24 protein-coding genes and 1 riboswitch are annotated in these 24,956 nt (G+C 72.2%); of the genes, 19 read left to right on the top strand and 5 right to left on the bottom strand.

Going from position 1 to position 24,956, the window contains the following annotated elements; all coding sequences use genetic code 11:
- Nucleotides 1-49 precede the first annotated feature (49 nt).
- Nucleotides 50-1,450, bottom strand: a complete 1,401-nt coding sequence (locus ACIPTO_RS17850) for a glutamate decarboxylase (RefSeq protein ID WP_401193029.1) — start codon at nt 1,448-1,450, stop codon at nt 50-52.
- Nucleotides 1,451-1,735: 285 nt separating this feature from the next.
- Here ACIPTO_RS17850 and ACIPTO_RS17845 point away from each other — a divergent pair, with 285 nt between their 5' ends.
- On the top strand, nt 1,736-2,395 hold the full coding sequence (locus tag ACIPTO_RS17845; protein ID WP_401193027.1) for an MSMEG_1061 family FMN-dependent PPOX-type flavoprotein: 660 nt from the start codon (nt 1,736-1,738) through the stop codon (nt 2,393-2,395).
- Between the two features lie 21 nt (nt 2,396-2,416).
- Here the strand turns inward: ACIPTO_RS17845 and ACIPTO_RS17840 are convergent, their stop codons facing one another.
- Entirely contained in the window at nt 2,417-3,016 is a 600-nt protein-coding gene (locus tag ACIPTO_RS17840; RefSeq protein ID WP_366317705.1) for a TetR/AcrR family transcriptional regulator, read from the bottom strand.
- Nucleotides 3,017-3,175: 159 nt separating this feature from the next.
- On the opposite strand from ACIPTO_RS17840, the gene ACIPTO_RS17835 reads away from it, so the two are divergent.
- The 13 genes from ACIPTO_RS17835 to ACIPTO_RS17775 all read left to right on the top strand — a co-directional run bounded on the left by ACIPTO_RS17835 (nt 3,176) and on the right by ACIPTO_RS17775 (nt 15,840).
- On the top strand, nt 3,176-4,066 hold the full coding sequence (locus ACIPTO_RS17835) for an NAD(P)-dependent oxidoreductase (RefSeq protein WP_401193024.1): 891 nt from the start codon (nt 3,176-3,178) through the stop codon (nt 4,064-4,066).
- A 70-nt stretch (nt 4,067-4,136) separates the two neighbouring features.
- A riboswitch (cobalamin riboswitch) is annotated at nt 4,137-4,324 on the top strand.
- A gap of 219 nt (nt 4,325-4,543) precedes the next feature.
- Entirely contained in the window at nt 4,544-6,067 is a 1,524-nt protein-coding gene (locus ACIPTO_RS17830; protein ID WP_401193021.1) for a CoA-acylating methylmalonate-semialdehyde dehydrogenase, read from the top strand.
- A gap of 5 nt (nt 6,068-6,072) precedes the next feature.
- Nucleotides 6,073-7,221 carry an acyl-CoA dehydrogenase family protein gene (locus ACIPTO_RS17825; protein WP_401193018.1) on the top strand — a complete coding sequence of 383 codons (1,149 nt, stop codon included), beginning with the start codon at nt 6,073-6,075 and terminating at the stop codon, nt 7,219-7,221.
- Entirely contained in the window at nt 7,218-8,282 is a 1,065-nt protein-coding gene (locus ACIPTO_RS17820) for an enoyl-CoA hydratase/isomerase family protein (protein ID WP_401193016.1), read from the top strand. Before ACIPTO_RS17825 ends, ACIPTO_RS17820 begins: the two co-directional genes overlap by 4 nt.
- Entirely contained in the window at nt 8,279-9,178 is a 900-nt protein-coding gene (gene mmsB / locus ACIPTO_RS17815; protein ID WP_401193014.1) for a 3-hydroxyisobutyrate dehydrogenase, read from the top strand. Before ACIPTO_RS17820 ends, mmsB begins: the two co-directional genes overlap by 4 nt.
- Nucleotides 9,175-9,954 (top strand): enoyl-CoA hydratase, encoded by a 780-nt coding sequence (locus ACIPTO_RS17810; RefSeq protein WP_401193011.1) that lies wholly within the window; start codon nt 9,175-9,177, stop codon nt 9,952-9,954. The genes mmsB and ACIPTO_RS17810 overlap by 4 nt, the downstream gene beginning before the upstream one ends.
- Nucleotides 9,955-10,158: 204 nt before the next feature.
- Complete coding sequence (locus ACIPTO_RS17805) at nt 10,159-10,872, top strand: LuxR C-terminal-related transcriptional regulator (protein WP_401193008.1); 714 nt, start codon at nt 10,159-10,161, stop codon at nt 10,870-10,872.
- A 187-nt stretch (nt 10,873-11,059) separates the two neighbouring features.
- Entirely contained in the window at nt 11,060-11,185 is a 126-nt protein-coding gene (locus ACIPTO_RS17800; protein ID WP_366317721.1) for a lasso RiPP family leader peptide-containing protein, read from the top strand.
- Nucleotides 11,186-11,332: 147 nt separating this feature from the next.
- On the top strand, nt 11,333-13,186 hold the full coding sequence (locus ACIPTO_RS17795; protein ID WP_401193005.1) for an asparagine synthase-related protein: 1,854 nt from the start codon (nt 11,333-11,335) through the stop codon (nt 13,184-13,186).
- Nucleotides 13,183-13,443 carry a lasso peptide biosynthesis PqqD family chaperone gene (locus ACIPTO_RS17790; RefSeq protein ID WP_401193002.1) on the top strand — a complete coding sequence of 87 codons (261 nt, stop codon included), beginning with the start codon at nt 13,183-13,185 and terminating at the stop codon, nt 13,441-13,443. Before ACIPTO_RS17795 ends, ACIPTO_RS17790 begins: the two co-directional genes overlap by 4 nt.
- Complete coding sequence (locus tag ACIPTO_RS17785; protein WP_401192999.1) at nt 13,440-13,868, top strand: lasso peptide biosynthesis B2 protein; 429 nt, start codon at nt 13,440-13,442, stop codon at nt 13,866-13,868. The genes ACIPTO_RS17790 and ACIPTO_RS17785 overlap by 4 nt, the downstream gene beginning before the upstream one ends.
- On the top strand, nt 13,865-14,881 hold the full coding sequence (locus ACIPTO_RS17780) for an ABC transporter ATP-binding protein (protein WP_401192997.1): 1,017 nt from the start codon (nt 13,865-13,867) through the stop codon (nt 14,879-14,881). The genes ACIPTO_RS17785 and ACIPTO_RS17780 overlap by 4 nt, the downstream gene beginning before the upstream one ends.
- Nucleotides 14,882-14,883: 2 nt before the next feature.
- On the top strand, nt 14,884-15,840 hold the full coding sequence (locus tag ACIPTO_RS17775) for an ABC transporter permease (RefSeq protein ID WP_401192994.1): 957 nt from the start codon (nt 14,884-14,886) through the stop codon (nt 15,838-15,840).
- A gap of 84 nt (nt 15,841-15,924) precedes the next feature.
- Here the strand turns inward: ACIPTO_RS17775 and ACIPTO_RS17770 are convergent, their stop codons facing one another.
- Nucleotides 15,925-16,782 carry a hypothetical protein gene (locus ACIPTO_RS17770; protein ID WP_401192991.1) on the bottom strand — a complete coding sequence of 286 codons (858 nt, stop codon included), beginning with the start codon at nt 16,780-16,782 and terminating at the stop codon, nt 15,925-15,927.
- A gap of 311 nt (nt 16,783-17,093) precedes the next feature.
- Here ACIPTO_RS17770 and ACIPTO_RS17765 point away from each other — a divergent pair, with 311 nt between their 5' ends.
- Entirely contained in the window at nt 17,094-19,388 is a 2,295-nt protein-coding gene (locus ACIPTO_RS17765) for an FUSC family protein (protein ID WP_401192988.1), read from the top strand.
- Nucleotides 19,389-19,469: 81 nt separating this feature from the next.
- Here the strand turns inward: ACIPTO_RS17765 and ACIPTO_RS17760 are convergent, their stop codons facing one another.
- A complete protein-coding gene (locus ACIPTO_RS17760) occupies nt 19,470-20,333 on the bottom strand; it encodes a LysR family transcriptional regulator (protein ID WP_366317737.1) in 864 nt (287 codons plus the stop codon).
- A gap of 93 nt (nt 20,334-20,426) precedes the next feature.
- Here ACIPTO_RS17760 and ACIPTO_RS17755 point away from each other — a divergent pair, with 93 nt between their 5' ends.
- The 4 genes from ACIPTO_RS17755 to ACIPTO_RS17740 all read left to right on the top strand — a co-directional run bounded on the left by ACIPTO_RS17755 (nt 20,427) and on the right by ACIPTO_RS17740 (nt 23,379).
- A complete protein-coding gene (locus tag ACIPTO_RS17755; RefSeq protein WP_401192985.1) occupies nt 20,427-21,164 on the top strand; it encodes an SDR family oxidoreductase in 738 nt (245 codons plus the stop codon).
- A gap of 84 nt (nt 21,165-21,248) precedes the next feature.
- On the top strand, nt 21,249-21,395 hold the full coding sequence (locus tag ACIPTO_RS17750; RefSeq protein ID WP_401192983.1) for a hypothetical protein: 147 nt from the start codon (nt 21,249-21,251) through the stop codon (nt 21,393-21,395).
- A gap of 63 nt (nt 21,396-21,458) precedes the next feature.
- Nucleotides 21,459-21,905, top strand: coding sequence for an ATP-binding protein (locus ACIPTO_RS17745; RefSeq protein ID WP_366317743.1), 447 nt, complete (start codon nt 21,459-21,461; stop codon nt 21,903-21,905).
- A gap of 247 nt (nt 21,906-22,152) precedes the next feature.
- Nucleotides 22,153-23,379 (top strand): dipeptidase, encoded by a 1,227-nt coding sequence (locus ACIPTO_RS17740; RefSeq protein ID WP_401192980.1) that lies wholly within the window; start codon nt 22,153-22,155, stop codon nt 23,377-23,379.
- 62 nt (nt 23,380-23,441) lie between these two features.
- On the opposite strand, the gene ACIPTO_RS17735 is transcribed toward ACIPTO_RS17740, so the two are convergent.
- Complete coding sequence (locus ACIPTO_RS17735) at nt 23,442-24,632, bottom strand: serine/threonine-protein kinase (protein ID WP_401193650.1); 1,191 nt, start codon at nt 24,630-24,632, stop codon at nt 23,442-23,444.
- Nucleotides 24,633-24,956: the final 324 nt, after the last annotated feature.

Below are 24,956 nucleotides of genomic sequence, written 5' to 3'. Positions count from 1 at the left end.
GTGACGGGACGGCGGCCGGTCACGGAGACCGCGCCGCCGTGCGGAGGTGTCAGGTGGCGACGAGCGGCTTGATCAGCGGCGCGAGGGACGGCCGGACGGTGTGGAGGCCGCGGGTGACCTCGGTCAGGTCGGCGATGAACATGGCCGCGAGCTCGGCGGTGAACCCGGTGCGCACCACCAGGCGCAGCACGGAGACGTCCTGGCAGGGGGCGGGGAAGTCGTAGGCGGGCAGGTGCCAGCCGCGGGCCCGCATGGCGTGGGAGACGTCGAACACCGTGAAGCCCTGCGTGCCGGGCGCCAACCGGAAGGCGAACGCGGGGAGTTCGGAGCCGTCGGTGATCAACTCGTAGGGGGCGATGGTCCGGATGCGGGCGGCGAGGGCGCGGGCCGTGCCGCGGCTCTGGTCCGCGAGGTCGCGCAGCCCCTCGAAGCCGTACCGGAGGAAGCTGTAGTACTGGGCGACGACATGGGCGCCCGGGCGGGAGAAGTTGAGGGTGAAGCTGGGGGAGCTGCCGCCGAGGTAGTCGACCTCGAACACCAGGTCGTTCGGGAGGGCTTCGGCGTCGCGCCACAACGCCCAGCCCAGCCCGGGGAAGACGTGGCCGTACTTGTGGCCCGAGGTGTTGATGGAGGCGACGCGTTCGAGCTGGAAGTCCCACATCAGGCCCGGGTCGAGGAACGGCGCGACCATGGCGCCGGACGCGCCGTCGACGTGCACGGGGATGTCGGTGCCGGTGGCCGCCTGGTAGCCGTCCAGGGCCATGCAGATGTCCGCGACGGGCTCGTAGGAACCGTCGAACGTGGAGCCGAGGATCGTCACGACGCCGATGGTGTTGTCGTCGCAGTACGCGGTGAGCGTGTCCGGCGTGAGGTGGTAGCGGCCCGGCTCCATCGGGACGTAACGCGGCTCCACCTCGAAGTAGTTGGCGAACTTCTTCCAGCACACCTGGACGTTCGCGCCCATCACGATGTTCGGGCGCGAGGTGTCCTTGCCCTGGGCGCGGCGGCGTTCCTGCCAGCGGCGCTTGAGGGCGAGCCCGCCGAGCATCGCGGCCTCGCTCGAACCGGTGGTGGAGCAGCCGCGGACCTGCTCCGGCTGCGGCGCGTGCCAGAGCCGGGCGAGCATCCGCACGCACCGCTCCTCCATCGCCGTGATCTGCGGGTACTCGGCGCGGTCGGCGAGGTTCTTCTCGGCGGTCTCCGCCATCAACTCCCGTGCCTGCGGCTCCATCCAGGTCGTCACGAAGGTGGCGAGGTTGAGGCGGGCGTTGCCGTCGAGCATCAGCTCGTCGCGTACGCGACGGCTGACCAGGTCGGGGGAGGAGGGCAGCGCGGGCAGTTCGTCGACCGGTGTCAACAGGTCGACGGCGGGCGGCTGTCCGACGTCGTGGGCGACGGCGAAGGTGTCGAACTCGGCTTCGGGCATGACGTCGGTATGCGGGATGGGCATGAGTGTCTGGATGCCTTTCTGATCCGTGCGGCCCCGTGCACTCAGACGCTAGATCGCCAAGAGGTGCGGTGTTTGTGCTGATTACACCGATCCAGTGATCGATTTGCGGACTGATGAACTGGATTTTCCCTTGTACATACTGGGCATTACTTTTTGCAGGAAAAGACGGGTATGCCGACGGTGCTGACCTGGCCCTTTCGCCAGTCGCCCGCGACCGGCCCCGGCGTGCGGGTCCCTGGACCCAGTCGGGCGCGCCCGGCGGAGCGGCTGGTTAGGCTCGGCGGCATGACGTCACTTCTGGCCGGCAGTGCCTTCGACTCGCTCCGCCCCGACGCCGTACGCGACCAGGACACGCTGCGCCAGGTCTACGGACTTCCACGCGAGACCGCCGTACGGAAGCAGATGACCGAACTCACCGAGCAGACACGGCGGTTGATCGGCTGCTCGTCACTGGTCCTGGTCGCGAGCGCGGACGCCGAGGGCAACTGCGACGTCTCCCCGCGCGGTGGCCCCGCCGGATTCGTGGCCGTCCTGGACGAGCGGACGCTCGCGATCCCGGACGCGACCGGCAACAAGCGGCTCGACACCCTGCGGAACGTCGTCGCCACCGGGCGGGCCGGGCTGCTGTTCGTCATCCCCGGCCGCACCACCACCCTCCGGGTCAACGGCCGGGCCTGCGTCTCCACCCGCCCCGACCTCCTCTCCCAGCTGACCGCCGTGGGCAAACCGCCCGCCAGTGCGCTGGTGGTCGGGATCGAGGAGGTCTACCCGCACTGTCCCAAGGCGCTCCTGCGCGGCGCGGCCTGGAAGCCGGACCAGTGGCTTCCGGCGGACGCCCAGCCGACCTCGGCCGAGGTGACCCTGGCGCAGCTGCGGATGCCGGAGCTGACGATCGCGGACGTGGAGCAGGCGGAGGCGGATTCGTTGAAGTACCGCTACGAGTGACGGGGTGGGCCGTCGGCGCGGTCAGCCGGTGCCGGCCGCCGCCGAGTCGAGGAGCGGCCCGAGTTCGCGGGCCACGGTCGTCAGGGCGCGGACGTCCTGCTCGGCGCGGGCGATCAGCACGGCCCCCTCCAGGGCGCTGATCATGAGCGTGGCGAGCGAACCGGCCCGTTCGGCGGGCACGCCCATGCCGGCCAGGGCGCGGGCCACCGGACCGGACCAGGTGGCGAACGCGTCGGCCGCGGCCTGCCGCGTGGAGGCGCTCGTCTCCGCGCAGTCCACCGTCGCGGCGGCCACCGGGCAGCCGCCCGCGAAACCCGCGCTCTCGTATTCGTCCGTCCACTGGCGCACCATCTCGCCGAACAGTCCGCCGGGCGTCGGCTCCGGCAGCGCGTCGAGGAAACGGGCGACGCGCTTGCCGGCGTAGCGGCCCGCCCAGCCCACCGCCTCGTTGACCAACTGCTCCTTGCCGCCGGGGAAGTAGTGCTGGAGCGAACCGCGTGGCGCGCCCGCGTGGACGGCGACCTCGCGCATGCCGGTGGAGGCGACCCCGTCGCGCCGGATGAGCTGCGCCGCGCTGAAGACCATCCGCTCGCGCGGACTGTGTCCCGACACCTCTGTCATCGCTCTCCCGACCTCCTCGACCGTTCCGGACGCTGTCCTCACGCTGTCCTCGGGTCACTCTATGACGGCCGTCATGGAGTGGATTACCATGACGGCCGTCATAGTCAGGAGCGGCGGGCGGGCCACGGCTCCGCCGCCGGACGGGAACGGTGGTCCATCGTGCGGTACGCGGGTTTCGTCGGCCTCGGGGTCATGGGGCAGCCCATGGCGCTCAACCTCGCCCGCGCGGGCACGCCGCTCGTGGTCTGGAACCGCACACCGAGCCGCTGCGAACCGCTGTCCGCCGCCGGGGCCGAGGTGGCGGCGGACCCCGCCGAGGTCTTCGACCGGGCCGAGGACATCGTGTTCCTCATGCTCGCCGACGAGACGGCCATGGACCTGGTGCTCGGCCGCGGCACCCCGGGCTTCGCCGCCCGGGTCGCCGGACACACCGTCGTCCACATGGGCACGACCTCCGCCGAGTACTCGGCCGGCCTCCAGGACGACATCCGCGCCGCCGGCGGGAGATACGTCGAGGCGCCGGTCTCCGGGTCCCGAGTCCCCGCCGAGCAGGGGCAGTTGGTGGGCATGCTGGCCGGGGACGCCGACGCGGTGGACGCCGTACGGCCGCTGCTCGCGCCCGTCTGCCAGGAGACGTTCGGCTGCGGAGCGGTACCGGGTGCCCTGCTGATGAAGTTCTCGGTGAACCTGTTCCTGATCACGCTCGTCACCGGACTGGCCGAGGCGTTCCACTTCGCGGACCGGCACGGGCTCGACCAGCGCCTGCTCCGGGACGTGCTGGACGCGGGACCGATGGCCAGCTCCGTCTCCCGGGTCAAGGGGCCCAAGCTGGTGACCCGCGACTTCACCGTCCAGGCCGCGGCGGCGGACGTACTGAAGAACAACCGGCTGATTGCGGACGCCGCCCGCGAGGCCGGCCTCGCCTCACCGCTCCTCGACATCTGCCATGCCCTCTACGGCGAGACCGTCGCGCAGGGCCACGGCGCCGAGGACATGGTGGCCGTCCTGCACGCGATCGAGGCCAGAACCGAGGAGGCGGCGCGGGGCTAGTCCCCCTCGCACTCCCCGTCACGCGCTCGACCCGGTGCCGATCGGTCGCCGGGACTGGATTTACTAGGACGTCCAACTATATATTCGTGGCCAAGGTCCGCGGTGCAGGGAAGCCGGTGTGAATCCGGCACGGTCCCGCCACTGTGACCGGGGAGTTCGCCGTCGAGCAGGACGCCACTGACGAGCTGGATGTCGGGAAGGCGGGCGGCGCGCGCTGATCCGGGAGTCAGGATACCGGCCGCGGTGTGTTCCGTGTTGTCCACGAGGATGGAGCAGACACGCATGGCACCGGTATGCGTTCACGATCCCGGCAGGCGCCCGCTTTCGGCCGGCGAACCTGACGAACATCGCACCGTCATGAGCTGACGGCCCCGCGCCATACGCGATCCCGCGCAATCCCCGCACACGTGCGCCTCCCGGCGCCCGTGCCGGTGGCGAGCGTGCCTCCCTGGACCCACCTGACGAGAGCAGGCAGTCATGGTCCGTGCACAAGACCGCGCCCCCGTGCGCGAGTTGACCCATTTCATCGGCGGCAAGCACGTCCCCGGCACCTCCGGGTCCTACGGCGACGTGTACGACCCCAACACCGGCGAGGTCCAGGCACTCGTGCCCCTGGCGAACCGCGCCGAGACCGAGGCGGCCGTCGCCGACGCCGTCCACGCCCAGCGCGAGTGGGGCGAGTGGAATCCGCAGCGCCGCGCCCGCGTCCTCCTGCGCTTCCTCCAACTCGTCGAAGGAGAGCAGGAGTCACTGGCCCGGCTGCTGTCCTCCGAGCACGGCAAGACCGTCGCCGACGCGCACGGAGACCTCCAACGCGGCCTGGAAGTGGTCGAGTTCGCGGCCGGTATCCCGCACCTGCTCAAGGGCGAGTTCACCGACAACGCCGGTACCGGCATCGACGTCCACTCCCTGCGCGCGCCGCTGGGAGTCGTCGCCGGGATCACCCCGTTCAACTTCCCCGCGATGATCCCGCTCTGGCAGGCCGCCCCCGCACTGGCCTGTGGGAACGCCGTCATCCTCAAGCCCTCCGAACGCGACCCGTCCGTCCCGCTCCGGCTCGCCGAACTCTTCCTGGAGGCGGGCCTGCCGCCCGGCGTCCTGAACGTGGTCAACGGCGCGCGGGAAGCCGTCGACACCCTCCTCGAAGACCCCCGTGTCGCCGCCCTCGGCTTCGTCGGCTCCACCCCGGTCGCCGCGCACGTCTACGCGACCGCCGCCGCCCACGGCAAACGCGCCCAGTGCTTCGGCGGCGCCAAGAACCACATGATCGTGATGCCCGACGCCGACCTCGACCAGGCCGTCGACGCCCTGATCGGCGCCGGATACGGCTCGGCGGGGGAGCGCTGCATGGCGATCTCCGTCGCCGTCCCGGTCGGCGAGGCCACCGCCGACGCGCTCGTGGCCCGCCTCAGGGAACGCATCGGCTCGCTGCGCATCGGCCGCAGCGACGATCCCGAGGCAGACTTCGGCCCCCTCGTCGGACCGGACGCCGTGGAACGGGTGCGGTCGTACGTCGATCTGGGCGTGGCCGAGGGCGCCGAACTCGTGGTGGACGGAAGAGACTTCGTCCTGCCCGGCCACGAGAACGGCTTCTTCGCCGGAGCCTCGCTCTTCGACCGGGTCACCCCGGCCATGCGCATCCACCAGGAGGAGATCTTCGGCCCGGTGCTGTGCGTCGTCCGGGCCGCCGACTACGAGGAGGCCCTGCGCCTGCCCAGCGAACACGTCTACGGCAACGGCGTCTCCCTCTTCACCCGGGACGGCGACACCGCCCGCGACTTCACCCGCCGCGTCGACACCGGGATGGTCGGCGTCAACGTGCCCATCCCGGTGCCCGTCGCCTATCACACCTTCGGCGGCTGGAAGCGCTCCGGCTTCGGGGACCTCAACCAGCACGGACCGGACGCGATCCGCTTCTGCACCCGCACGAAGACCGTCACCTCACGCTGGCCCGCCGGTCTCCGCGAGGGCGCGAGCTTCACCATCCCGACGATGGGCTGAGCGCGATGACCACCACTCTGCTCACCGAGGACCAACAGGCCCTCGTCGAAGCGACACTGGACTTCGCCCAGGACCATCTCGCCCCGCACGCCGTGGACTGGGACCGCGACAAGCACTTCCCCGTGGACGTCCTGCGCAAGGCCGCCGGGCTCGGCCTCGGCGGTGTCTACGTCCGCGAGGAGGCGGGCGGATCCGCCCTCACCCGCGCCGACGGCGTCCTCGTCCTCGAAGCACTCGCCTCCGGCTGCCCGTCCATCGCCGGGTATCTCTCCATCCACAACATGGTCGCCTGGATGATCGACCGCTACGGCGACCGGGCCCAACGCGAGCGCCTGCTGCCGAGGTTGTGCGCCATGGACGACCTCGGCAGCTACTGCCTGACCGAACCCGGCGCCGGATCGGACGCCGCCGCCCTGCGCACCCGCGCGGTCCGCGACGGCGACCACTACGTCCTGACCGGCGTCAAGCAGTTCATCTCCGGCGCGGGCGCCTCCCAGGTCTACGTCGTCATGGCCCGCACCGGCGTGGACGGCCCGCGCGGCATCTCCGCGTTCCTCGTCGACAAGGACGACCCCGGTCTCTCCTTCGGCCCCGACGAACGCAAGATGGGCTGGAACGCCCAGCCCACCCGCCAAGTCGTGCTGGACGGCGTGCGGTTGGGCGCCGACCGGCTGCTCGGCGCGGAGGGCGAGGGCTTCCGTATCGCCATGAACGGCCTCAACGGCGGCCGTCTCGGCATCGCCGCCTGCTCGCTCGGCGGCGCCCGCAGCGCCCTCGACCGCAGCCTCGTCCACCTCGCCGACCGGGAGGCGTTCGGCGGCCGGCTCCTCGACGCGCAGGCACTGCAGTTCCGCCTCGCCGACATGGCCACCGAACTCGCCGCCGCCCGCGCGCTGGTCCACCAGGCCGCCCAGGCCCTGGACCGCGGCGACCCGCAGGCACCCCACCTGTGCGCGATGGCCAAACGCTTCGCCACCGACACCGGATACTCCGTCGCCGACCGCGCCCTCCAGCTGCACGGCGGCTACGGATACCTGAGCGCATACGGTATCGAGAAGATCGTCCGCGACCTGCGGGTCCACCAGATCCTGGAAGGAACCAACGAGATCATGCGCGTCATCGTGGCCCGCGGCCTGACGGAGGCATTCGGATGAGCGACGTCCAGTTCCACACCACGGGCCGGGCCGCCCACATCACCCTGGACCGGCCCAAGGCCCTCAACGCCCTCACCCACGACATGGTGCTCCGCATCGACGAGGCACTCACCGGCTGGGAGCAGGATCCGGCCGTCGAGACCGTCGTCATCAGCGGTGCGGGGGAGCGGGGCCTGTGCGCGGGCGGCGACATCCGCGCCATCCACGACGACGCCCGCGACGGCGACGGCTCCGCCTCGGCCGCCTTCTGGCGCGACGAGTACCGCCTCAACGCCCGGATCGCCCGCTACCCGAAGCCGTACGTCGCCTTCATGGACGGCATCGTCATGGGTGGCGGCGTCGGCGTCTCCGCGCACGGCAGCTTCCGCATCGTCACCGAACGCTCCCGCGTCGCCATGCCCGAGACCGGCATCGGCTTCGTGCCCGACGTCGGCGGCACCTACCTCCTCGCCCTCGCACCCGGCGAACTCGGCACCCATCTCGCCCTGACCGGCGCGCAGTTGGGCGCGGCCGACGCCCTGCACTGCGACCTTGCCGACCACTACGTACCGTCGCGGTCACTGCCGGAACTGCTCGCCGCGCTCGCCCACGCACCGGCACGCGAGGTCATCGGCCGGTACACCCGCGAGGCACCGCCCGGTGAACTCGCCGCCGCCAAGGCCTGGATCGACGACTGCTACCGGGCGCCCACCGTCGAAGGCATCGTCGAACGCCTCCTCGACCACGGCGACAGCGCGGCGAAGCAGACCGCCGAGACGCTGCTCACCAAGTCGCCCACTGCACTGAAGGTCACCCTCGCCGCACTCCGCCGCGCACGCCGACTCGGGCCGCTGGAGAACGTGTTGGACCAGGAGTACCGCGTCTCCTGCCACGCCCTGACCGCCCCCGACCTGGTGGAGGGCATCCGCGCCCAGGTCATCGACAAGGACCGCGATCCGCGCTGGTCGCCGCCCACCCTCGCGGAGGTCACCGACGCGGACGTCGAGCGCTTCTTCGCGCCCCTCGGCGACCGCGAACTCGGCCTCGCCGTACCGGACATCACCCAGGAGGTGCAGTGGTGAGCAGGACCGTGGCGTTCATCGGACTCGGGCACATGGGCGGCCCCATGGCCGCCAACCTCGTCAAGTCGGGCCACCGCGTGCGGGGTTACGACCTGGTCGCCGAACTCCTGGACACGGCCGGCGGCGCCGGCGTCGAACCCGCCGCATCGGCTCCGGAGGCCGTCACCGGCGCCGACGTGGTGATCACCATGCTGCCCGCCGGACGCCACCTCCTGGCCCTCTACGACGACATCCTCGCCGCAGCCCGCCCCGGCACCCTCTTCGTCGACTGCTCCACCATCGACGTCGCCGACGCCCGCACCGCCCACGAACGCGCCGTGGCCGCCGGGATGCGGGCCCTGGACGCCCCGGTCTCCGGCGGAGTCGTCGGCGCGGAGGCGGGCACGCTCACCTTCATGGCGGGCGGTGGGCCCGGCGAGTTCACCGAAGCCGAACCCCTCCTCGCCGCCATGGGCAGGAAGGCCGTCCACTGCGGCGGCCCGGCCGCCGGCCAGGCCGCGAAGATCTGCAACAACATGATCCTCGGCGTCTCGATGATCGCCGTCAGCGAGGCGTTCGTCCTCGCCGAGAGCCTCGGCCTGTCCCACCAGGCCCTCTACGACGTGGCGTCCACCGCGTCCGGACAGTGCTGGGCGCTGAGCGTCAACTGCCCCGTCCCCGGGCCCGTTCCGGCCAGCCCCGCCAACCGCGACTATCGACCGGGCTTCGCCGCCGCACTCATGGCCAAGGACCTCGGCCTGGCGGCGAACGCGGCCCGGGCCGGGGGCGTACGCGCCGAACTCGGCCTGCGTGCGGCCGAGTTGTACGCAGGCTATGCCGAACGGGGCGGCGCGGGCGAGGACTTCTCGGGCATCGTACGAACGATCAGGGACCGGAGCGGGGAGCGGCGGGCATGAGCACCGAGTACGAGACGATCCTCGTCGAACGCAAGGGCCGTACCGCCCTGTTGACCCTCAACCGGCCGAAGGCCCTCAACGCGCTCAACCTCCAGGTCATGACCGAGGTCGTGGCCGCCGCCGAAGGGCTCGACTGGGACCCGGACTGCGGGTGCATCGTCATCACCGGGTCGGCGAAGGCGTTCGCCGCCGGCGCCGACATCAAGGAGATGCGGCCGATGGGGTACATGGACATGTATCTCGCCGACTGGTTCACCACCTGGGACCGCCTCGCCCAGCTGCGCACCCCGACCATCGCGGCCGTCTCCGGCTACGCCCTGGGCGGCGGCTGTGAGTTGGCCATGCTCTGCGACATCCTGCTCGCCGCCGACACCGCCGTCTTCGGCCAGCCCGAGATCAGACTCGGGGTGATCCCCGGCATCGGCGGTTCCCAGCGGCTGACCCGGGCGGTGGGCAAGGCCAAGGCCATGGAGATGTGCCTGACCGGACGGACCATGGACGCGGTCGAGGCCGAGCGTGCGGGGCTCGTCTCCCGCGTGGTGCCCGCCGACGAACTCGTGGCCGAGGCGCTGGCCGTCGCGGAAACCGTCGCGGGCATGTCGCTCCCGGTGGCGATGATGGCGAAGGAGGCGGTCGGCCGCGCCTTCGAGACCACCCTCACCGAAGGCGTCCGCTTCGAACGGCGGCTGTTCCACGCGGTGTTCGCCACCGCCGACCAGAAGGAGGGCATGGGCGCGTTCGTCGACAAACGGCCGCCCGAGTTCCGGCACCGGTGACCTGCCATCTCCCGCTCCGCGCCGCTGCCGCTTCGACCCACGTCTAAGTGTTTCCGTGCCGTCTGCCACGGTGGGAAACTGAACACATTCGACTCAAGAATGAACTCATGAGCACTTATTGCTCTGAAGTAGTCGATACGCAGACGAATGGAAAAGTGGACAGTCGAGCACGGGGGAAGAAATGAAGATGCTGGAATCGGGGAAATGCCGGACGTCGACGACCGCGGGGTCCGCGAGCGCGTTACGGCGGCGGCCGTGACGGCCCGGGTGTTCGTCGTCGACGGCCATCCGCTCTTCAGGGCCGGAGTACGGCAGGCCGTCGAGGACGCGGCCGACCTGGAGATGGCGGGAGAGGCGACCACGGGGGAAGAGGCCGTCGTGGCCCTGCGGGACGGCCATGTGGTCGCCGATGTCGTCCTCATGGACCTGCTGCTCCCGGGCTGTTCGGGCATCGAGGCGACCCGGGCCATCGTCGCGGACGCCCCGGCCGGGCCCGACGCGCCGAGGGTGCTCTTCATCTCGGGGTCCGCCGAGGACGACGCGGTCGTGGCCGCCCTGCGGGCGGGCGCGCGGGGCTACATGGTCAAGGGAGCCCCGGGCGAGGAACTGGTGCGAGGCGTACGCACGGTGGCGCAGGGCGGGGCGGTGTTCAGCGCGGCCGTGGCCGACCGCCTCGGCCGCTACTTCTCCGCCGTCCACGAAGTGCCCTTCCGGGCCGCCTTTCCCGACCTCACCGAACGCGAGCGCGAAGTGCTCGACCTGGTCGCCCGGGGCCTCAGCAACCGCCGTATCGCCCGCGAACTGGTCCTTTCGGAGAAGACCGTGCGCAACCACGTCTCCCGGGTGTTCGCCAAGCTCCGGGTGGCGGACCGGGTGGAGGCGGCGATGCGGGCCCGGGACGCGGGACTCGGCACCTGACGAGGCGCCCACGGGGCGATCACGGGGCGCATGCGGGACGAGACCGGGACCGGGCACCCAGGCGCCCGGGACCCGAGGCCTCCTAGCGTGAACGTGTTCGGGGAGAAGCGGGGCGGGCCCGGGGGCCGTACCTCCCGACGTCCCTTCTCCTCCCTCGTGATCGCGCCAAAGGGAGCAGGTGAAAGAGATGGACAAGGACGACACCTACGAGCCGCCCGCGCTGGAAGAGATCGGCGGCTTCGCGGAACTGACCATGGCCTTCGGGCCGTGCGTCGAGAACGACTGGTTCGCGGGAACCGCCTGGATCTGCTGATCCGACGGACCCACGACAGGAGACGGGCCGCCGTGCCCGCCGCGGCCGGTGGTGGAGGCGACGTTCCTCCGCCACCGTGCCGCACCTGTTCCCGCACGGGCACCGCTCGCCGTGCGGCCCGCACCGCACGAAGGGACCTGCCCCGCCATGGAATTCGTCGTGTTGCCCGACAGCCCGGCCGCGCCGACGGTGGCCGAGCCACTGACCCGTGCCGCGGACGTCCGGGTGGTCCACCACGCCTCGGGACGGCCCTGGCTCGTGGGCCGCTGGTCGGACGAGGAACTGACGCTGGTGAGCGCCGGCGCCCGACGTCTGGCCGTCCTCGGCCGCTCGACCGTGGACCGGCACCGCACCGAACGCGCACTGGCCCAGGCGCGCTCCCTGAGCCGACTCGACGACGTGGCCCGCTCGCTGCCCGGCTGCTTCCACCTCGTCGCCTCCTTCGACGGATGGACGCGGGCCCAGGGAAGCCTGTCCACCGCACGGCAGATCTTCCACGCCGACGTCGGAGGCGTCACCGTGGCCGCCGACGGGCCGCGCCGCCTCGCGCAGCTGGCCGGCACGCGGCGCGGCGGCGATGCCACCCCGGCCGTCGACCGGGACATGCTGGCGCTGCGGCTGCTGGCCCCGGCCCCGCCCTGGCCGCTCTCCCTGCGCCCGGTGTGGTCGGAGGTGTCGGCGCTCGGCGTGGGCCACCGCCTGGAACTGGGCCCGGACGGCAGCGCGCGCGAAGTCCGCTGGTGGCGGCCACCGGAGCCCGACGCGCCGACGGAACAGGCGGCCGAACGCGTACGCCGAGCCCTGCTCGCGTGCGTCGGAGCACGCACCGCCGCCACCGTCAGCGCCGATCTGTCCGGTGGCCTGGATTCCACCAGCCTCTGCTTCCTGGCCGACGCGGCGGGCGCCGATCTCGTCACCCACCACTGGACACCGGCGGACCCGGCGAACGACGACACCGAATGGGCCGCACGCGCCGCACACCACCTGCCCGGCGCCCGGCACCACGTCGGCGGTGACCACAGCACCCCCAGCTGGTACGAGACGACGGCCACCGTCGACTCCGGCCACGAGGAAGGACCCCTGCCCTGGGCCCGCACCCGCGGTCATACGCGCCGCCTGCTGTCCACCGTGGCCGCCGACGGATCACGCTGCCACCTCGTGGGAGTCGGCGGCGACGAACTGTTCGGTGTCCTGCCGACCGCCCTGTGGTCGCTGGTCCGCAGCCACCCGCTCGGCAGCCTCCCCAGGATCCACCGCTTCCGGGTCCTCAACCGCTGGACCCTGACGTCGACCGTGCGCGGACTCGCCGACAGCGCCTCCTTCACCGCGTGGCTGCGCTCCACCGCCGACCGGCTCACCGAACCGGCGCCCGGCCCCGGGGACGCGCTGCTCGGCTGGGGCTGGGAACCCCGGCTCCCGCCCTGGGCGACCGCCGACGCCGTCGACGCCGTACGAGGGCTGCTGCGGGAGACCGCCGAACAGGAGCATCCCGCACCGCACCACCGGGACCGGGCCCAGCACCAGATGCTCGACATCGTCGTCCAGTCCGGCAGTGCCATGCGCCAACTCGACGCCGCCCTCGGTGACATGGGGGTCGCGTGCGAGGCGCCGTTCCTCGACGACCGGGTCGTCGAGGCGGCCCTGTCCGTGCGGATCGCGGACCGGCTGGTGAGCGGGGACTTCAAGCCCGTGCTGCGGCGGGCCGTGCGCGGCATCGTGCCCGACGAGATCCTGGCCCGCCGCAGCAAAGGAGAGTTCAGCGCGGAGGCGTTCCAGGGCATGCGCCGCAACCGCGCGGATCTGCTGGACCTCTGCGACGATCTCCAGCTCTCCCGGCTCGGCCTGGTCGACCCCGACGCGCTGCGCACCTCACTGCTCGGCCTCAAGACCCAATCACGGCAACTCGTCCCGTACGAGAACACGTTGGCCTGCGAGAGCTGGCTGCGGTCCGCCGCGGCGCCCGCGTCCGGTGTCGCGGCCCTGGCTGGAGAGACCCCATGACCCTCGCCCTGAAACCCGACGTCACCGCCACCGACACCGAGGACGGCCTCGTCCTGCTCGACCAGCGCAGCGGCCGGTACTGGCAGCTCAACCGCTCCGGCGCGACCACACTGCGGGTGCTCCTCGACGGGCACACCCCCGAGGAGACCGCCGACCGGCTCACCCGGCACCACCCCGATGCCGCGGGCCGCGCCCTGACCGACGTACGGACACTCCTCGCCGCCCTGGACAGGGCCCGGCTGGTGGTGACGGCATGAGCATGCAGGTCGTCGGAGAGACCGGGACCCGGCTGCCCCGGCACCGGCAGCTGGGCGTGCGGGCGGCCGTGGCCGCGGCCCGCGTGCTGGTGCTGCTGCCGCCGCGCCGACTGCGCCAGGTGCTGACGGTGGCGGCCCGCGGATCCCGCCCCGCCGACCATGCGCAGGCCCTCGACGCCCGCCGGGCGGTGGTCACCGTGAGCGCCCGCTGCGCGGGCCGGGGCTGTCTGCAGCGCTCGGTCGCCACCGTGCTGCTGTGCCGGCTGCGCGGCCGGTGGCCCGACTGGTGCACCGGATTCCGCACCCAGCCGTTCCGCGCCCACGCCTGGGTGGAGGTCGACGCGCAGGCCGTCGGCGAGTCCGGGGACGTGGCGCTCTTCCACACCGTCATGAGCGTCCGGCAGCGCGACGGGAGCCGTCGATGAACCTGGCCGCCGCCCCGAAGAGCGCCCGTAGTGCGGCAGTTGACGACAAAGGCGTCGCCGTCTTGGCCGACGGACTGACCAGGACGTACGGCAGCCGCCAGGCGGTCGGCGGCCTGGACCTCACCGTCCCCACCGGCCAGACCTTCGGCTTCCTCGGCCCCAACGGCGCGGGCAAGAGCACCACCATCGGCATGCTGTCCACCCTGCTGCGTCCCACCTCCGGCCGGGCACTGGTGGCCGGGTACGACGTGACACGCGAGCCCCACGAAGTACGCCGCCGGATCGGCCTCGTCTTCCAGGAATCCACCCTCGACGTCGACCTGACCGCCATGGAGACCCTGCGCTTCCACGCCGACCTGTTCGGCATCCCCCGCGCACAACGGGTCGACGTCATCATGGACATGCTGGAACTGGTGGAGCTGGCCGAACGCCGCCACGCCCCGGTACGCACCTTCTCCGGCGGTATGCGAAGGCGCCTGGAGATCGCCCGCGGTCTGCTGCACACGCCCCGCGTCCTCTTCCTCGACGAACCCACCACCGGCCTCGACCCGCAGACCCGCGCCGCCATCTGGGACCATTTGCGGCGGCTGCGCCAGGAGCGGGACGTCACCGTCTTCCTCACCACGCACCAACTGGAGGAGGCCGAACACTGCGACCGGATCGCCGTCATGGACGAGGGCGAGCTCGTCGCGGACGGAACTCCCGCCGCCCTCAAGGCCGTTGTCGGCTCCGACCTCATCACCCTGCGCACCGCCGACGACCCGGCGGCGGCCCTGGCCCTGCGCGAACGCCTAGGCCTGGAGGCGGAGTCGGGCCCGGAGGGGCTGCGTGTCAGGGTCGCAGACGGAGCCGCCTGGGTGCCCAGGATCTGCGACGCCGTCCCTCTGACGGTGCACTCGCTGACCGTGACACCGCCGACTCTCGACGACGCCTTCCTGCACTACACCGGCCGCACCATCCGGGAGGCCGACAGCGAGCCGACCGGGTTTCCCGCACCCGCTTCGAGGAGGTGACCATGAGGACGACAGAGACCGCGGCCACAGGGGACGCGGCAGAGACCGCAGACGCGGCAGACAGGGCAGACGCGACGGACGCGGTGACCGACGCCGGCATGGCGGACACCGGGGCCCGGCCCGGCACTACCGAGAGCGCCGCCCGGCCGGGACGTCTCGTCGCGGATCTGCGCGCGGTCCGGGTGCTGTGGGAACGGGAGGTGATCCGGTTCAGCCGCAACCGCCTGCGGATCGCCATGAGCGTCATCATGCCGATGATGTTCCTGTTCGTCTTCGGCACCGGCCTCAACTCGGCGGTGTCCGGCCAGCACGACGCCATGAGCGACTTCCGCGCCTTCTTCTTCCCGGGCGTCCTCCTCATGGCGGTGCAGGCGCCGGCCATGGCCGCGGGCGCGTCCATCGTGTGGGACCGGCAGGCCGGATTCCTGCGCCAACTGCTCGTGGCCCCCGTCCGCCGCGCCCCGCTGCTGACCGGAACCTGCCTCGGCGGTGCGACCGCCGGCGTCGGGTACGCGATCCCCGTCCTGTGCCTGGCCGGACTGGTCGGCGTGCCCTACCGGCCCGAACTCGTCCTCGTCCTCGGGGAATTGGGCCTGATCGCCTTCGCGTTCACCTCGCTGGGTGTCCTGGTCGCCGTCTGCGCCAGGCGACCCGAGACCTTTCAGATCGTCATCGGGCTGTGCATGATGCCCCTGCTGTTCCTGTCCGGAGCGGTGTTCCCGGCCGACGGACTGCCCGGCTGGCTGGGCACCGTCGTACGCGTCAACCCCCTCACCTACGCGGTCGACGCGCTGCGCCGCACCCTCCCCGGAGCGGGCGTCACCGGACTCGGCGGCCGGGCTGCCGGGCCACGGTGGGGGGACTGGACGCCTTCCGTGGCAGCGGAGTTGGGGTGCGTGGCCGCCCTGGCGGCGCTGGCGCTGGCCGTCGCCACGTACCGCTTCTCCCGCAGCGAGTGAGACGCGCCACCGGCCGGGGCACCACGGCGCGGAAGGGCGGTGGAGGTCAGCCTCCACCGCCCTTCCGCGCCGTCATCGGTCGCGTCAGCCGATCCCTCGCGGATACGGGTAGGACTGGAAGTCGGCGTCGAGCCTGCGCGGACCGCGCGGCAGCCACGAGGCGGCGAACCGTACGACGGTCTCCCGGGGCAGCGGTGAACTCGGCGTCTGCGTCGAGGGCTTGGCCACCGACTGAAGCGCCCACGCGTACGCCATGAGCGGAGCGAACGCCGTCCAGCGACGGCGGTCGATGTCCAGCAGCATCATCGCCCGCATGTAGGCGAACCACGTGTGGTACCCCGGAGGCGGAACGGTGGGCAGCGAGTCCATCGTGTGCACCGGGGAGTGGACGCTCTCACGGCGCGGGTCGTACAGCACACCCTGGCCGAAGGAAGCGAAGGCGCCCACCAACTGCGGGTCGCAGGGCCGGTACAGGCTGTCGAACACTCCGAGCTGGATGTCCGAGATCACCTGAAGGGGTTCCTTGACCGGTGCCAGGAAGTCCCGGTAATTGCCCGGATAGTCGGGGGACTTGCTCATCTGCTGCCACAGTCCGCGCATCCCGCCCTCGATGTTGCCCCCGACCTGCTGACCGACGGCCTTGTAGGCGGCGATGAGTTCGGGCGACGCGTGATAGAGAGCGACCTCGTCGAGCTGGTACCAGACCTCGTTGGCCCGGCGGTCGCCCAGCATGCCGGGCACGGGCGGCAGCTCCTGCGTCCGCCGCACGTCCGCGCCGGCGGCGGCCCGCGCCGGGGCCGCACCCGCCATCGCCAGACCGGCCAGGGCGGTCGCGCCGAGGGAGGCGCGGAGCAGTTGCCTGCGGCCGAGAGACCGGTCGGGCGGCGGGTCGAGCGGTCGGTCGGGCGAGGAGTCGCGTGGTCGGTCGGGTCGGTTCGCCATGGAGTATTGCCCCGTTTCCGGTCGTGTTGCGCCCGCGTGGGCCGGGCATGTCGCCGCCCACGGGCCGCCACGCTAGGACGCCGTGCGTCCCGGGCACCTGGGCCGGGAGTCCTCTCCGTGTCCCGGCCATCGGGCTCCTCACGCCGGTGCCCGCACGCGTGGACCGACGGATCGGGCCGCGCACGGTGAGCGCCGGCCCGGACCTCGGGATCCGCGCGGTCCTGTGCGACCGTGTGCGGGCACGGGGAATGCCGGATACTCGTGATCGGCGGGGCACGTGGGTGCTGCGCCGACAGGAGGTGCGCGAGCGCATGGAGAGATCTCGGCGCGTCCTGGACGGGCGGGTCCCCACCTGGTTGCGCGACCACGATCCGGGACTCGCGGCGACCCGCCGTGCCGCGCGCACCGCGCTGGTGATGCCCCTCCTGTTCGCCGTGTGCACTCAGGTGCTGCACTCCGCGACGATGGCGACCTACGCCGCGTTCGGCTCGTTCTCGATGCTCCTGCTGGTGGAGTTCACCGGCCCCATGGTGCAGCGGCTGCGCGCCCACGTCGGCCTGGCCGTGGCCTGGGCGGTGCTCATCTGCCTCGGCACCCTGGTGGCGCGGACGACCTGGCTCGCGGTCACCGCCATGGTCGTGGTCGGCTTCCTGGTCCTCTTCTCCGGTGTGGTCAGCTCCGTCCTCGCGGGCGCGACGACCGCGCTGCTGCTGGCCTTCATCCTCCCGGTGACCTCGCCCGCCCCGCTGTCCCAACTGCCCGAGCGGCTCGCCGGAGCGGGCCTCGCGGCGGCGGCCGCCCTGCTCGCGATCTCCCTGCTGTGGCCCCGGCCCGCCGCGGACCCGCTCAGCGCGCCCGCCGCCCGGGTCTGCCGCGCCGCCGCCGCGCAATTGCGTACCGACGCCTCCTGGCTGGCCGGCGGGACGGACGCGCCCACCATCCGGCAGTGCGAGGTCACCGCCGGTCAGGCCGCGGCAGCGGCGGCCGACCTGCGCACCGCCTTCGACGCCACGCTCTACCGGCCCACGGGCCTCTCCGCCGGGTCCCGTGCCCTGGTCCGGCTCGTCGACGAACTGACCTGGCTGAGCGCCATCGTGGCCGACAGCGGCCCGCCCCTCGACGAGCGCCAGGCCTGTGACGCCGACGCGCACACCGTCCGGCGCGCGGCGGCCACGGCCCTGGACGCGGCGGCCGACATCCTCGAAGCGCCCCGCACTCCGCCCGACGCACTCCGCGCCGCCCTCGCCGAGCTGCGCAAGGCCATGGACGGCATGGAGGTCCGCGCCACGCACCGACTCCCCGTGCACCTGCCCAAGCCCGGCACGGAGTCCGAGGTCCGCGCCTTCATCGAGACCCTCGATCTGTCCTTCCGCGCCCAGGAGTTGGGGTTCGCCACCCTCCAGATCGCGGCAAACGTGGACCTGGCCGCGGCGGCCGAGCGCCGCAGCTGGCCCGAACGGCTGCTGGGCACCGAACCCGGCGCACTCACCCAGCCGCTCGGATCCGCCGTGGAGCGCGCCGCCGCACACCTGGAGCCGCGCTCCGTCTGGCTGCACAACAGCCTCCGGGGCGCGCTCGGCCTAGGCATCGCGGTGGCGCTGGCGAACGAGACCGGCGTCCAGCACTCGTTCTGGGTGCTGCTGGGAACCCTGTCCGTGCTGCGCTCCAACGCGCTCAACACCGGGCAGAACGCGCTCCGGGCGCTCGGCGGCACGCTCGTCGGATCGGTCATCGGGACCGTGCTGCTCCAGCTCATCGGGCACCACAGCACCGTGCTCTGGTTCCTGCTCCCGGTCGCCGTGCTCATCGCCGGGATCGCGCCCGCCGCCATCTCGTTCGCCGCGGGTCAGGCGGCCTTCACGGTCACCCTGGTGATCCTGTTCAACATCGGCCAGGATCCCGACTGGCACATCGTGCTGCTGCGGATCGAGGACATCGCCCTCGGCTGCGCGGTGAGCGTCCTGGTCGGCCTGTTCTTCTGGCCGCGAGGCGCCGCGGCGGCCGTGGACCGGGCCTTGTCGGCGGCGTACACCGAGAGCGCCCGCTACCTGGCCGACACGGTGGAGTACGCGGCGAGTCGCTGCAGCATCGGCTGCATTCCGACCGACGCCCCGGTGGAGGCCGGACGGCAGGCCGCCGCCGCGGCCCGTCGGCTCGACGACGCCTTCCGCAGCTACCTCGCCGAACGCGGCGCCAAGCCGGTCAGCCTGTCCGACATGACCACCCTGGTCACCGGGATCGTAGGACTGCGTCTCGCCTCGGACGCGGTGCTGGAGCTGTGGCAGCGCAACGGGGGTGAGGAGCGGATGGAACCCGACCGTTCCGAGGCCCGGCTCACGCTGCTCGACACGGCCGACCGGGTGGCCGACTGGTACCGGGGTCTGGCCGAGGGGCTCAGCCGGCACACCGCCGTGCCCGTTCCGCTGTCCCGCGACCCCGAGGAGGAGGCGCGGCTCGTCCACTCGCTGCGCCGTGACCTGCGGGGGGACGACGGACACGCCACGGCCACCGCCGTCCGCATCATCTGGACCGCCGACCACCTGAACGCCGCCCGCCGCCTTCAGTTCAGCCTCGCGGCCGCGGCGAAGCCCGGCGTTCCGGCCTGACGTCGGCACGCGGAGGGCACTCGGCCGGATACCGGTGACGGCGGAGCGAGGGCCGGAGTCGGGCGGGGCGCGGAGCGAGGGTCAGAGCCGGGCGGCCGTACGGACCAGTTCGGCGAGGGCGACGGAGCGGCTGTGCGCGGGCCAGGCGATGTGGGTGACCACGGGCGGTGCGTCCACCACGGGGACGGCCGCATGCTCGGCCCACAACCAGGCACGGGCGGACTCGGGGAAGACCGCCATGGTGCGGCCGAGGGCGATCAGCTGGGCCAGCTGCGTCTGGTCGTGGATCTCGGGGCCCGGGCCGGGCGGATATCCGCCGTTCCGGGGCCAGCGGGCGTGCGGAAGATCCGGAACATCGGTGATCTCGGCCATGGAGAGGGTCTTCCGCGCGGCGAGCGGGTGCCCGGCGGGCAGGACCGCGATCTGGCCCTCGGTCATGAGTTCCTCGCTGTCGAACCCGGCGAGGGAGTTGAACGGCGCGTGCATGAGGGCCACGTCGGCGCGGCCGTCGCGCAGCATCTCCTCCTGCTCGCACATGCCGCTCGGCAGCACCTCCACCTCGGCGGCGCCGGGCTCGGCCGCGTAGGCGGCGAGCAGCTTCTGCAGCAGCTCGTGGGACGCGGCGGCCTTCACCGCGAGCACCAGACGGTTGCGGGAGCCGCCCGGCCCGCCCGCGCCACCCGCGCGACGCGTACGGCGAGCCGCGGCGGTGGCCGCGTCGAGGGCCGCGCGTCCCTCGTACAGCAGCACCTCTCCGGCGCCCGTCAGGGAGACGCCTCGCCGGTCGCGGTCCAACAGGCGGACGCCGAGGCGCCGTTCGAGCTGCTGGATCGCCCGGGACAGGGGCGGCTGGGCCATGCCGAGGCGTTCGGCGGCCCGGCCGAAGTGCAGTTCCTCCGCGACGGCCATGAAGTACCTCAGCTCGCGGCTCTCCAAGGTGTCCATGGCGACAACCTACCTCTGTGATACCCGCCGGGTATGACAGGGCACCGTATCGGTGTTGGCCGCGCCCCGCCCCCGCGGGCGAACATCGACGGCATGAGCGAAACGAAGACCGCGCTGGTCACCGGCGCGAACAAGGGAATCGGATACGCCATCGCCCTCGGCCTGGGCGACCTCGGACTGCGCGTGGGCGTGGGAGCCCGCGACGAGGTCCGGCGTGAGACGGCGGTGGAGAAGCTGCGCGCCGCCGGGGTGGACGCGTTCGGGGTGCCGCTGGACGTGACCGACGACCGGAGCGTCACCGACGCCGCGGACCTGATCGAACGGCAGGCCGGGCGGCTGGACGTCCTCGTCAACAACGCCGGAATATCCGGGGAGATGGACCCGGGATGGGTGCAGGACCCGACCACGCTCGACCTCCGTCTGGTCCGCACCGTCGTGGAGACCAACGTCCTCGGCGTCATCCGCGTGACCAACGCGATGCTGCCGCTGCTCCGGCGCTCGGCCTCGCCCCGCATCGTCAACGTGTCCAGCTCCGTCGCCTCCCTGACCCGGCAGGCCGACCCGGACATCCAGATCGGCCCCGTCATGGCGGCCTACGCGCCGTCGAAGACGTTCCTCAACGCCGTCACCGTGCAGTACGCCCGGCAGTTCGCCGGCACGGGCATCCTGATCAACACCGCCTGCCCGGGCCTGGTCGCGACGGACTTCACCGGCTTCCAGGGACCCCGTACCCCGGAGCAGGGAGCGGCCACGGCGATCCGGCTCGCCACACTGCCGGACGGCGGCCCGACCGGCGCGTTCTTCGAGGACGCCGGGGTCGTCCCCTGGTGACAGGGCTGAGTCGGCGGGGCCGGGGTAGGCGGGAGAGTGACGAACGCGGCGCGATGAACGCGGTGCTGTGAGGAGAGGGGCGTCATGTCGAGCGTGATCGAGCGCGTCAAGCGGTTCGCGAGAAGTCCACAGGGCCGGCGTACGGCCGAGCAGATACGCCGGGCGGCGGCCGACCCGCGCCGCCGGGCCCAGGCCCAGCAACTGCTGGGCAGACTGCGCGGACGCCGCTGAGCACGCCCGCTCCACGGGGAAGTGGGGCGAGCGGCGCACACTACCGAAGGAGGACCGATCGACATGGACAACTCGTCACTCCGGGCAGTGGGCTGGGCCCGCACGCTTCCCTTGAACAGTGAAGTGAAGTCGGCCCGGGACTGGGCGCGTCAGCACTTGGACGCGCTCGGCTGGACCACCTCCGCGCCGGAAACCGCGGACGCCGTGGTGCTCACCGTCTCGGAACTGGTGACCAACGCGCACCGGCACGCCCACAGCAGCGCCCAGCTGGTGATGACGTGCGACGACCAATGCCTGCACGTCTCCGTACACGACAGGTCCAGTGAGATGCCGACTCCCCGCGACGCCGACATGGAACGTCTCGGTGGACGCGGCATGCTCCTCGTCGACGCCGTGGCCGATACGTGGGAGACACGGCCGTGTCCGCACGGCAAGTCGGTCAGCGCCTGCTTCCACGCACCCGAGGCGAAGCCGCAGAAGGCGGGCTCGCAGCGGACACCGCGGGACTGAATCCGTCCAGAACGCCGATCGGGCGGAGCCGACGGACTACTGGAAGCGGCCATCGCGCGGTCGTCGAGCACTGCGCGCCCGCCGGGCCGAATCACCTCATCCGGTTCCACCGCCCAGCTCCTGGGCAGTCCACAGGACGACGACTGCACACGGCGGCGGGTCACCCCCTGTCCGTCGCCGGCCCGACACGACCGAGTCGCCGCCGGGACCGCACCACCCAGAAGCCGGACGAAGGAGTCGCGAGCGCATGACCGACACCGTGACCGATGTGGTCGAACAGGTGCTGAGAAACACCCCGGTCTTCGACGGCCACAACGACCTGCCCTCGGCGCTGCGCGCCCGCTCCGGCTACAGCGTCGAGGGGCTGGACGAGGGCCGCCCCGACCTCCACACCGACCTTCCCCGGCTGCGCGCCGGAGGGGTCGGCGCGCAGTTCTGGTCGGTGTTCGTCCCCTCGAACCTGCCCGAACCCGAGGCAGCGGTCGCCACGTTCGAGCAGATCGACTCCGTGTACCGGCTCGTCGCCCGCTACCCGGACACCCTGCGGATCGCCTACACCGCCGACGACGTGGAGAGCGCGCACGCCGACGGACGCATCGCCTCCCTGCTCGGCATCGAGGGCGGCCACAGCCTCGCCGAGTCCCCGGGCGTCCTGCGGTCGTACGCGCGCCTCGGTGTCCGCTACGTGACCCTCACCCACAACGACAACACCGCTTGGGCGGACTCCGCCACGGACGAACCGGCCGTCGGCGGCCTGAACGACACGGGCCGCGCGATCGTCGCCGAACTCAACCGCACCGGCGTGCTGGTGGACCTCTCGCACGTCGCCGACTCCACCCAGCGCGCGGCCCTCGCCGCGTCGACCTCACCGGTGCTGTTCAGTCATTCCTCCGCACGCGCCCTCAACGACCATCCACGCAATGTCGCCGACCCGGTCCTGGAGCTGCTGCGGGACAACGGCGGTGTCGTCCAGCTCACCTTCGTCCCGTACTTCATCTCCGCCGAAGTCGCCGAGTGGGGACAGGAGTTGCGGGCCGAACGCGAGCGTCTCGGGCTGTCCGCCCAGTCCTGGACCTGGCCGCGCGCACCACGGCCGGGCGAGGACCCGGCCCGGGTCGCCAAGGAGTTCGAGACGGCCCTCACGGCGGCCGAGGACGACCGACTGCGGCGCTGGACCGAGCGGCACCCGCACCCCGAGGTGACGGTGGCGCAGGTCGCCGATCACGTCGAGCACGCCCGGGAGGTCGCGGGCCGGGATCACATCGGCCTCGGCGGGGACTACGACGGCGTCGACCACCAGCCCGTCGGCCTCGCCGACGTCTCCGGCTACCCGGTGCTGCTGCGCGAACTCGCCGACCGGGGCTGGTCCCGCGCCGACCTGGAGGCACTGACGGGCCGTAACGTCCTGCGGGTCCTGCGCGAGGCCGAACAGCGCGCGACGGAACCGCTGTGGCCCACGGTTCCGCTGCGCTGACACACCGGTCGCCCCAGCCGCTGACAGTCCGGCCGACCTCGCGTGCCGACCGGCGGAGTGGTTCAGGGCTGGGACACCGACGGGGAGGTGCTCGCCGTGCCGGACGGATCCGCTGACGGAGTGTCCGCCGAGCTGTGCGCGGGGGAGAACCACGCCATGCCGATGAGCAGCGCGGCGAGGAAGACCACCACGGCGGCGACCGTGCCCACCGTCCGCGACCGCTTCCGGGCGACGCCCCGAACTCCCGTCGGCTGTTTGCGTCTTGTGCGGTGGGACGGAGCGGTGCTGCCGGAGGAGGTCGGGAAGGCGTAGACGGTCGCGGCGCCGGGGGCGGGGGCCGGGATCGGTGAGGATGTCGACGGCGCGTCCCAGGAGGCCGCGCGCGGTCCCGGCCGAGGGTGCGGCGCGATTGCCGGGAGCGGCTCGGGACGGCCGCGCCAGCTGCCCGCCGCGAACCACTCGGCGGCCTGGTGTGCCGTAGGACGGTCCTCGGGTCTCTTGGCGAGGAGTCCGAGTAAATAGTTCTCGAAGGCCGGCGGGAGGGTGATGCCGAGTTCACGGGGCGGCACCGGGGCCGTGTCCAGGTGGTGGTGGAGGACGGCGATCGGGCTGCCGGCCCGGAACGGCGGCTGCCCGGTGAGGAGTTGGTAGAGCACGCAGCCGAGGGAGTAGACGTCGGACGGTGGTCCCGCGGGCTGTCCGAGGGCGCGTTCGGGGGCGATGTACAGGCTGGTCCCGACGATCTGGCCGGTCGCGGTGAGCGCGCCGCTCGGGTCGTTCATGAAGTGCGCGATGCCGAAGTCACCTATCTTCAGGGACCCGTCGGCGTCGAGGAGAAGGTTGCCGGGCTTGATGTCCCGGTGCACGATGCCCTGTTCGTGCGCGGCGCCGAGTCCGGCGGCCGACTGGGCGGCGATCCGGGCCACGTCCTCGGCCTGGAGGGGTCCCCGCTGTGCGAGGACGCGGGCGAGACTGTCGCCGTCGACCAGTTCCATCACCAGGAACAGCCGCCCCTCCTGCTCCCCGAAGTCGAGCATGCCGACGACATGGGGGTGGCTGAGCAGGCCCGCGGTCTGCGCCTCCAGGCGGAAGCGGGCGGCGGCGGTGGGCTCCGAGTTCTGGGCGTGCAGGAGCTTGACGGCGACCGGCCTGCCGGCCAGCTCGTCGTACGCCCGCCAGACCTCGCCCATCGCACCGCGCCCGATGGTGTTGTTCAGCCGGTACCGGCCCGCTATCAGCACCTGTTGTTTCATCCTCACGCAGGGAGACGACTCGACCGCTGCGGGCCATCTCCCTTGGAAGCAACGGGTGTTGGTGGGGTGGCGCAGCCACCCTCAGCCTACTGCCGGGCGGACGGCGACCGACCCCGATCCGCCATCGTGCTGCGGCGGAAGGATGCCGGCACCCGGACATTGGCTTGTCGATTATTTGCGTAATCTCTGCAAGTAACTTGCATGGCCTCGCGCGACTCATTTTCCGCCTCGTCGGAATCTGGCAGGGCGGATGCGCTCTGCATGCAGTCTCGGCGTGGTCGAGGCGCCGGTCTCCTCAACCTCAACTCCGCGCTCTCGGCAATC

It is taken from the genome of Streptomyces sp. NPDC090083, assembly GCF_044747445.1.
Classification (GTDB): domain Bacteria; phylum Actinomycetota; class Actinomycetes; order Streptomycetales; family Streptomycetaceae; genus Streptomyces.
The sequence above is the reverse complement of the archived record's forward strand: the minus strand, read 5'-3'. Positions and strand labels throughout refer to the sequence as shown.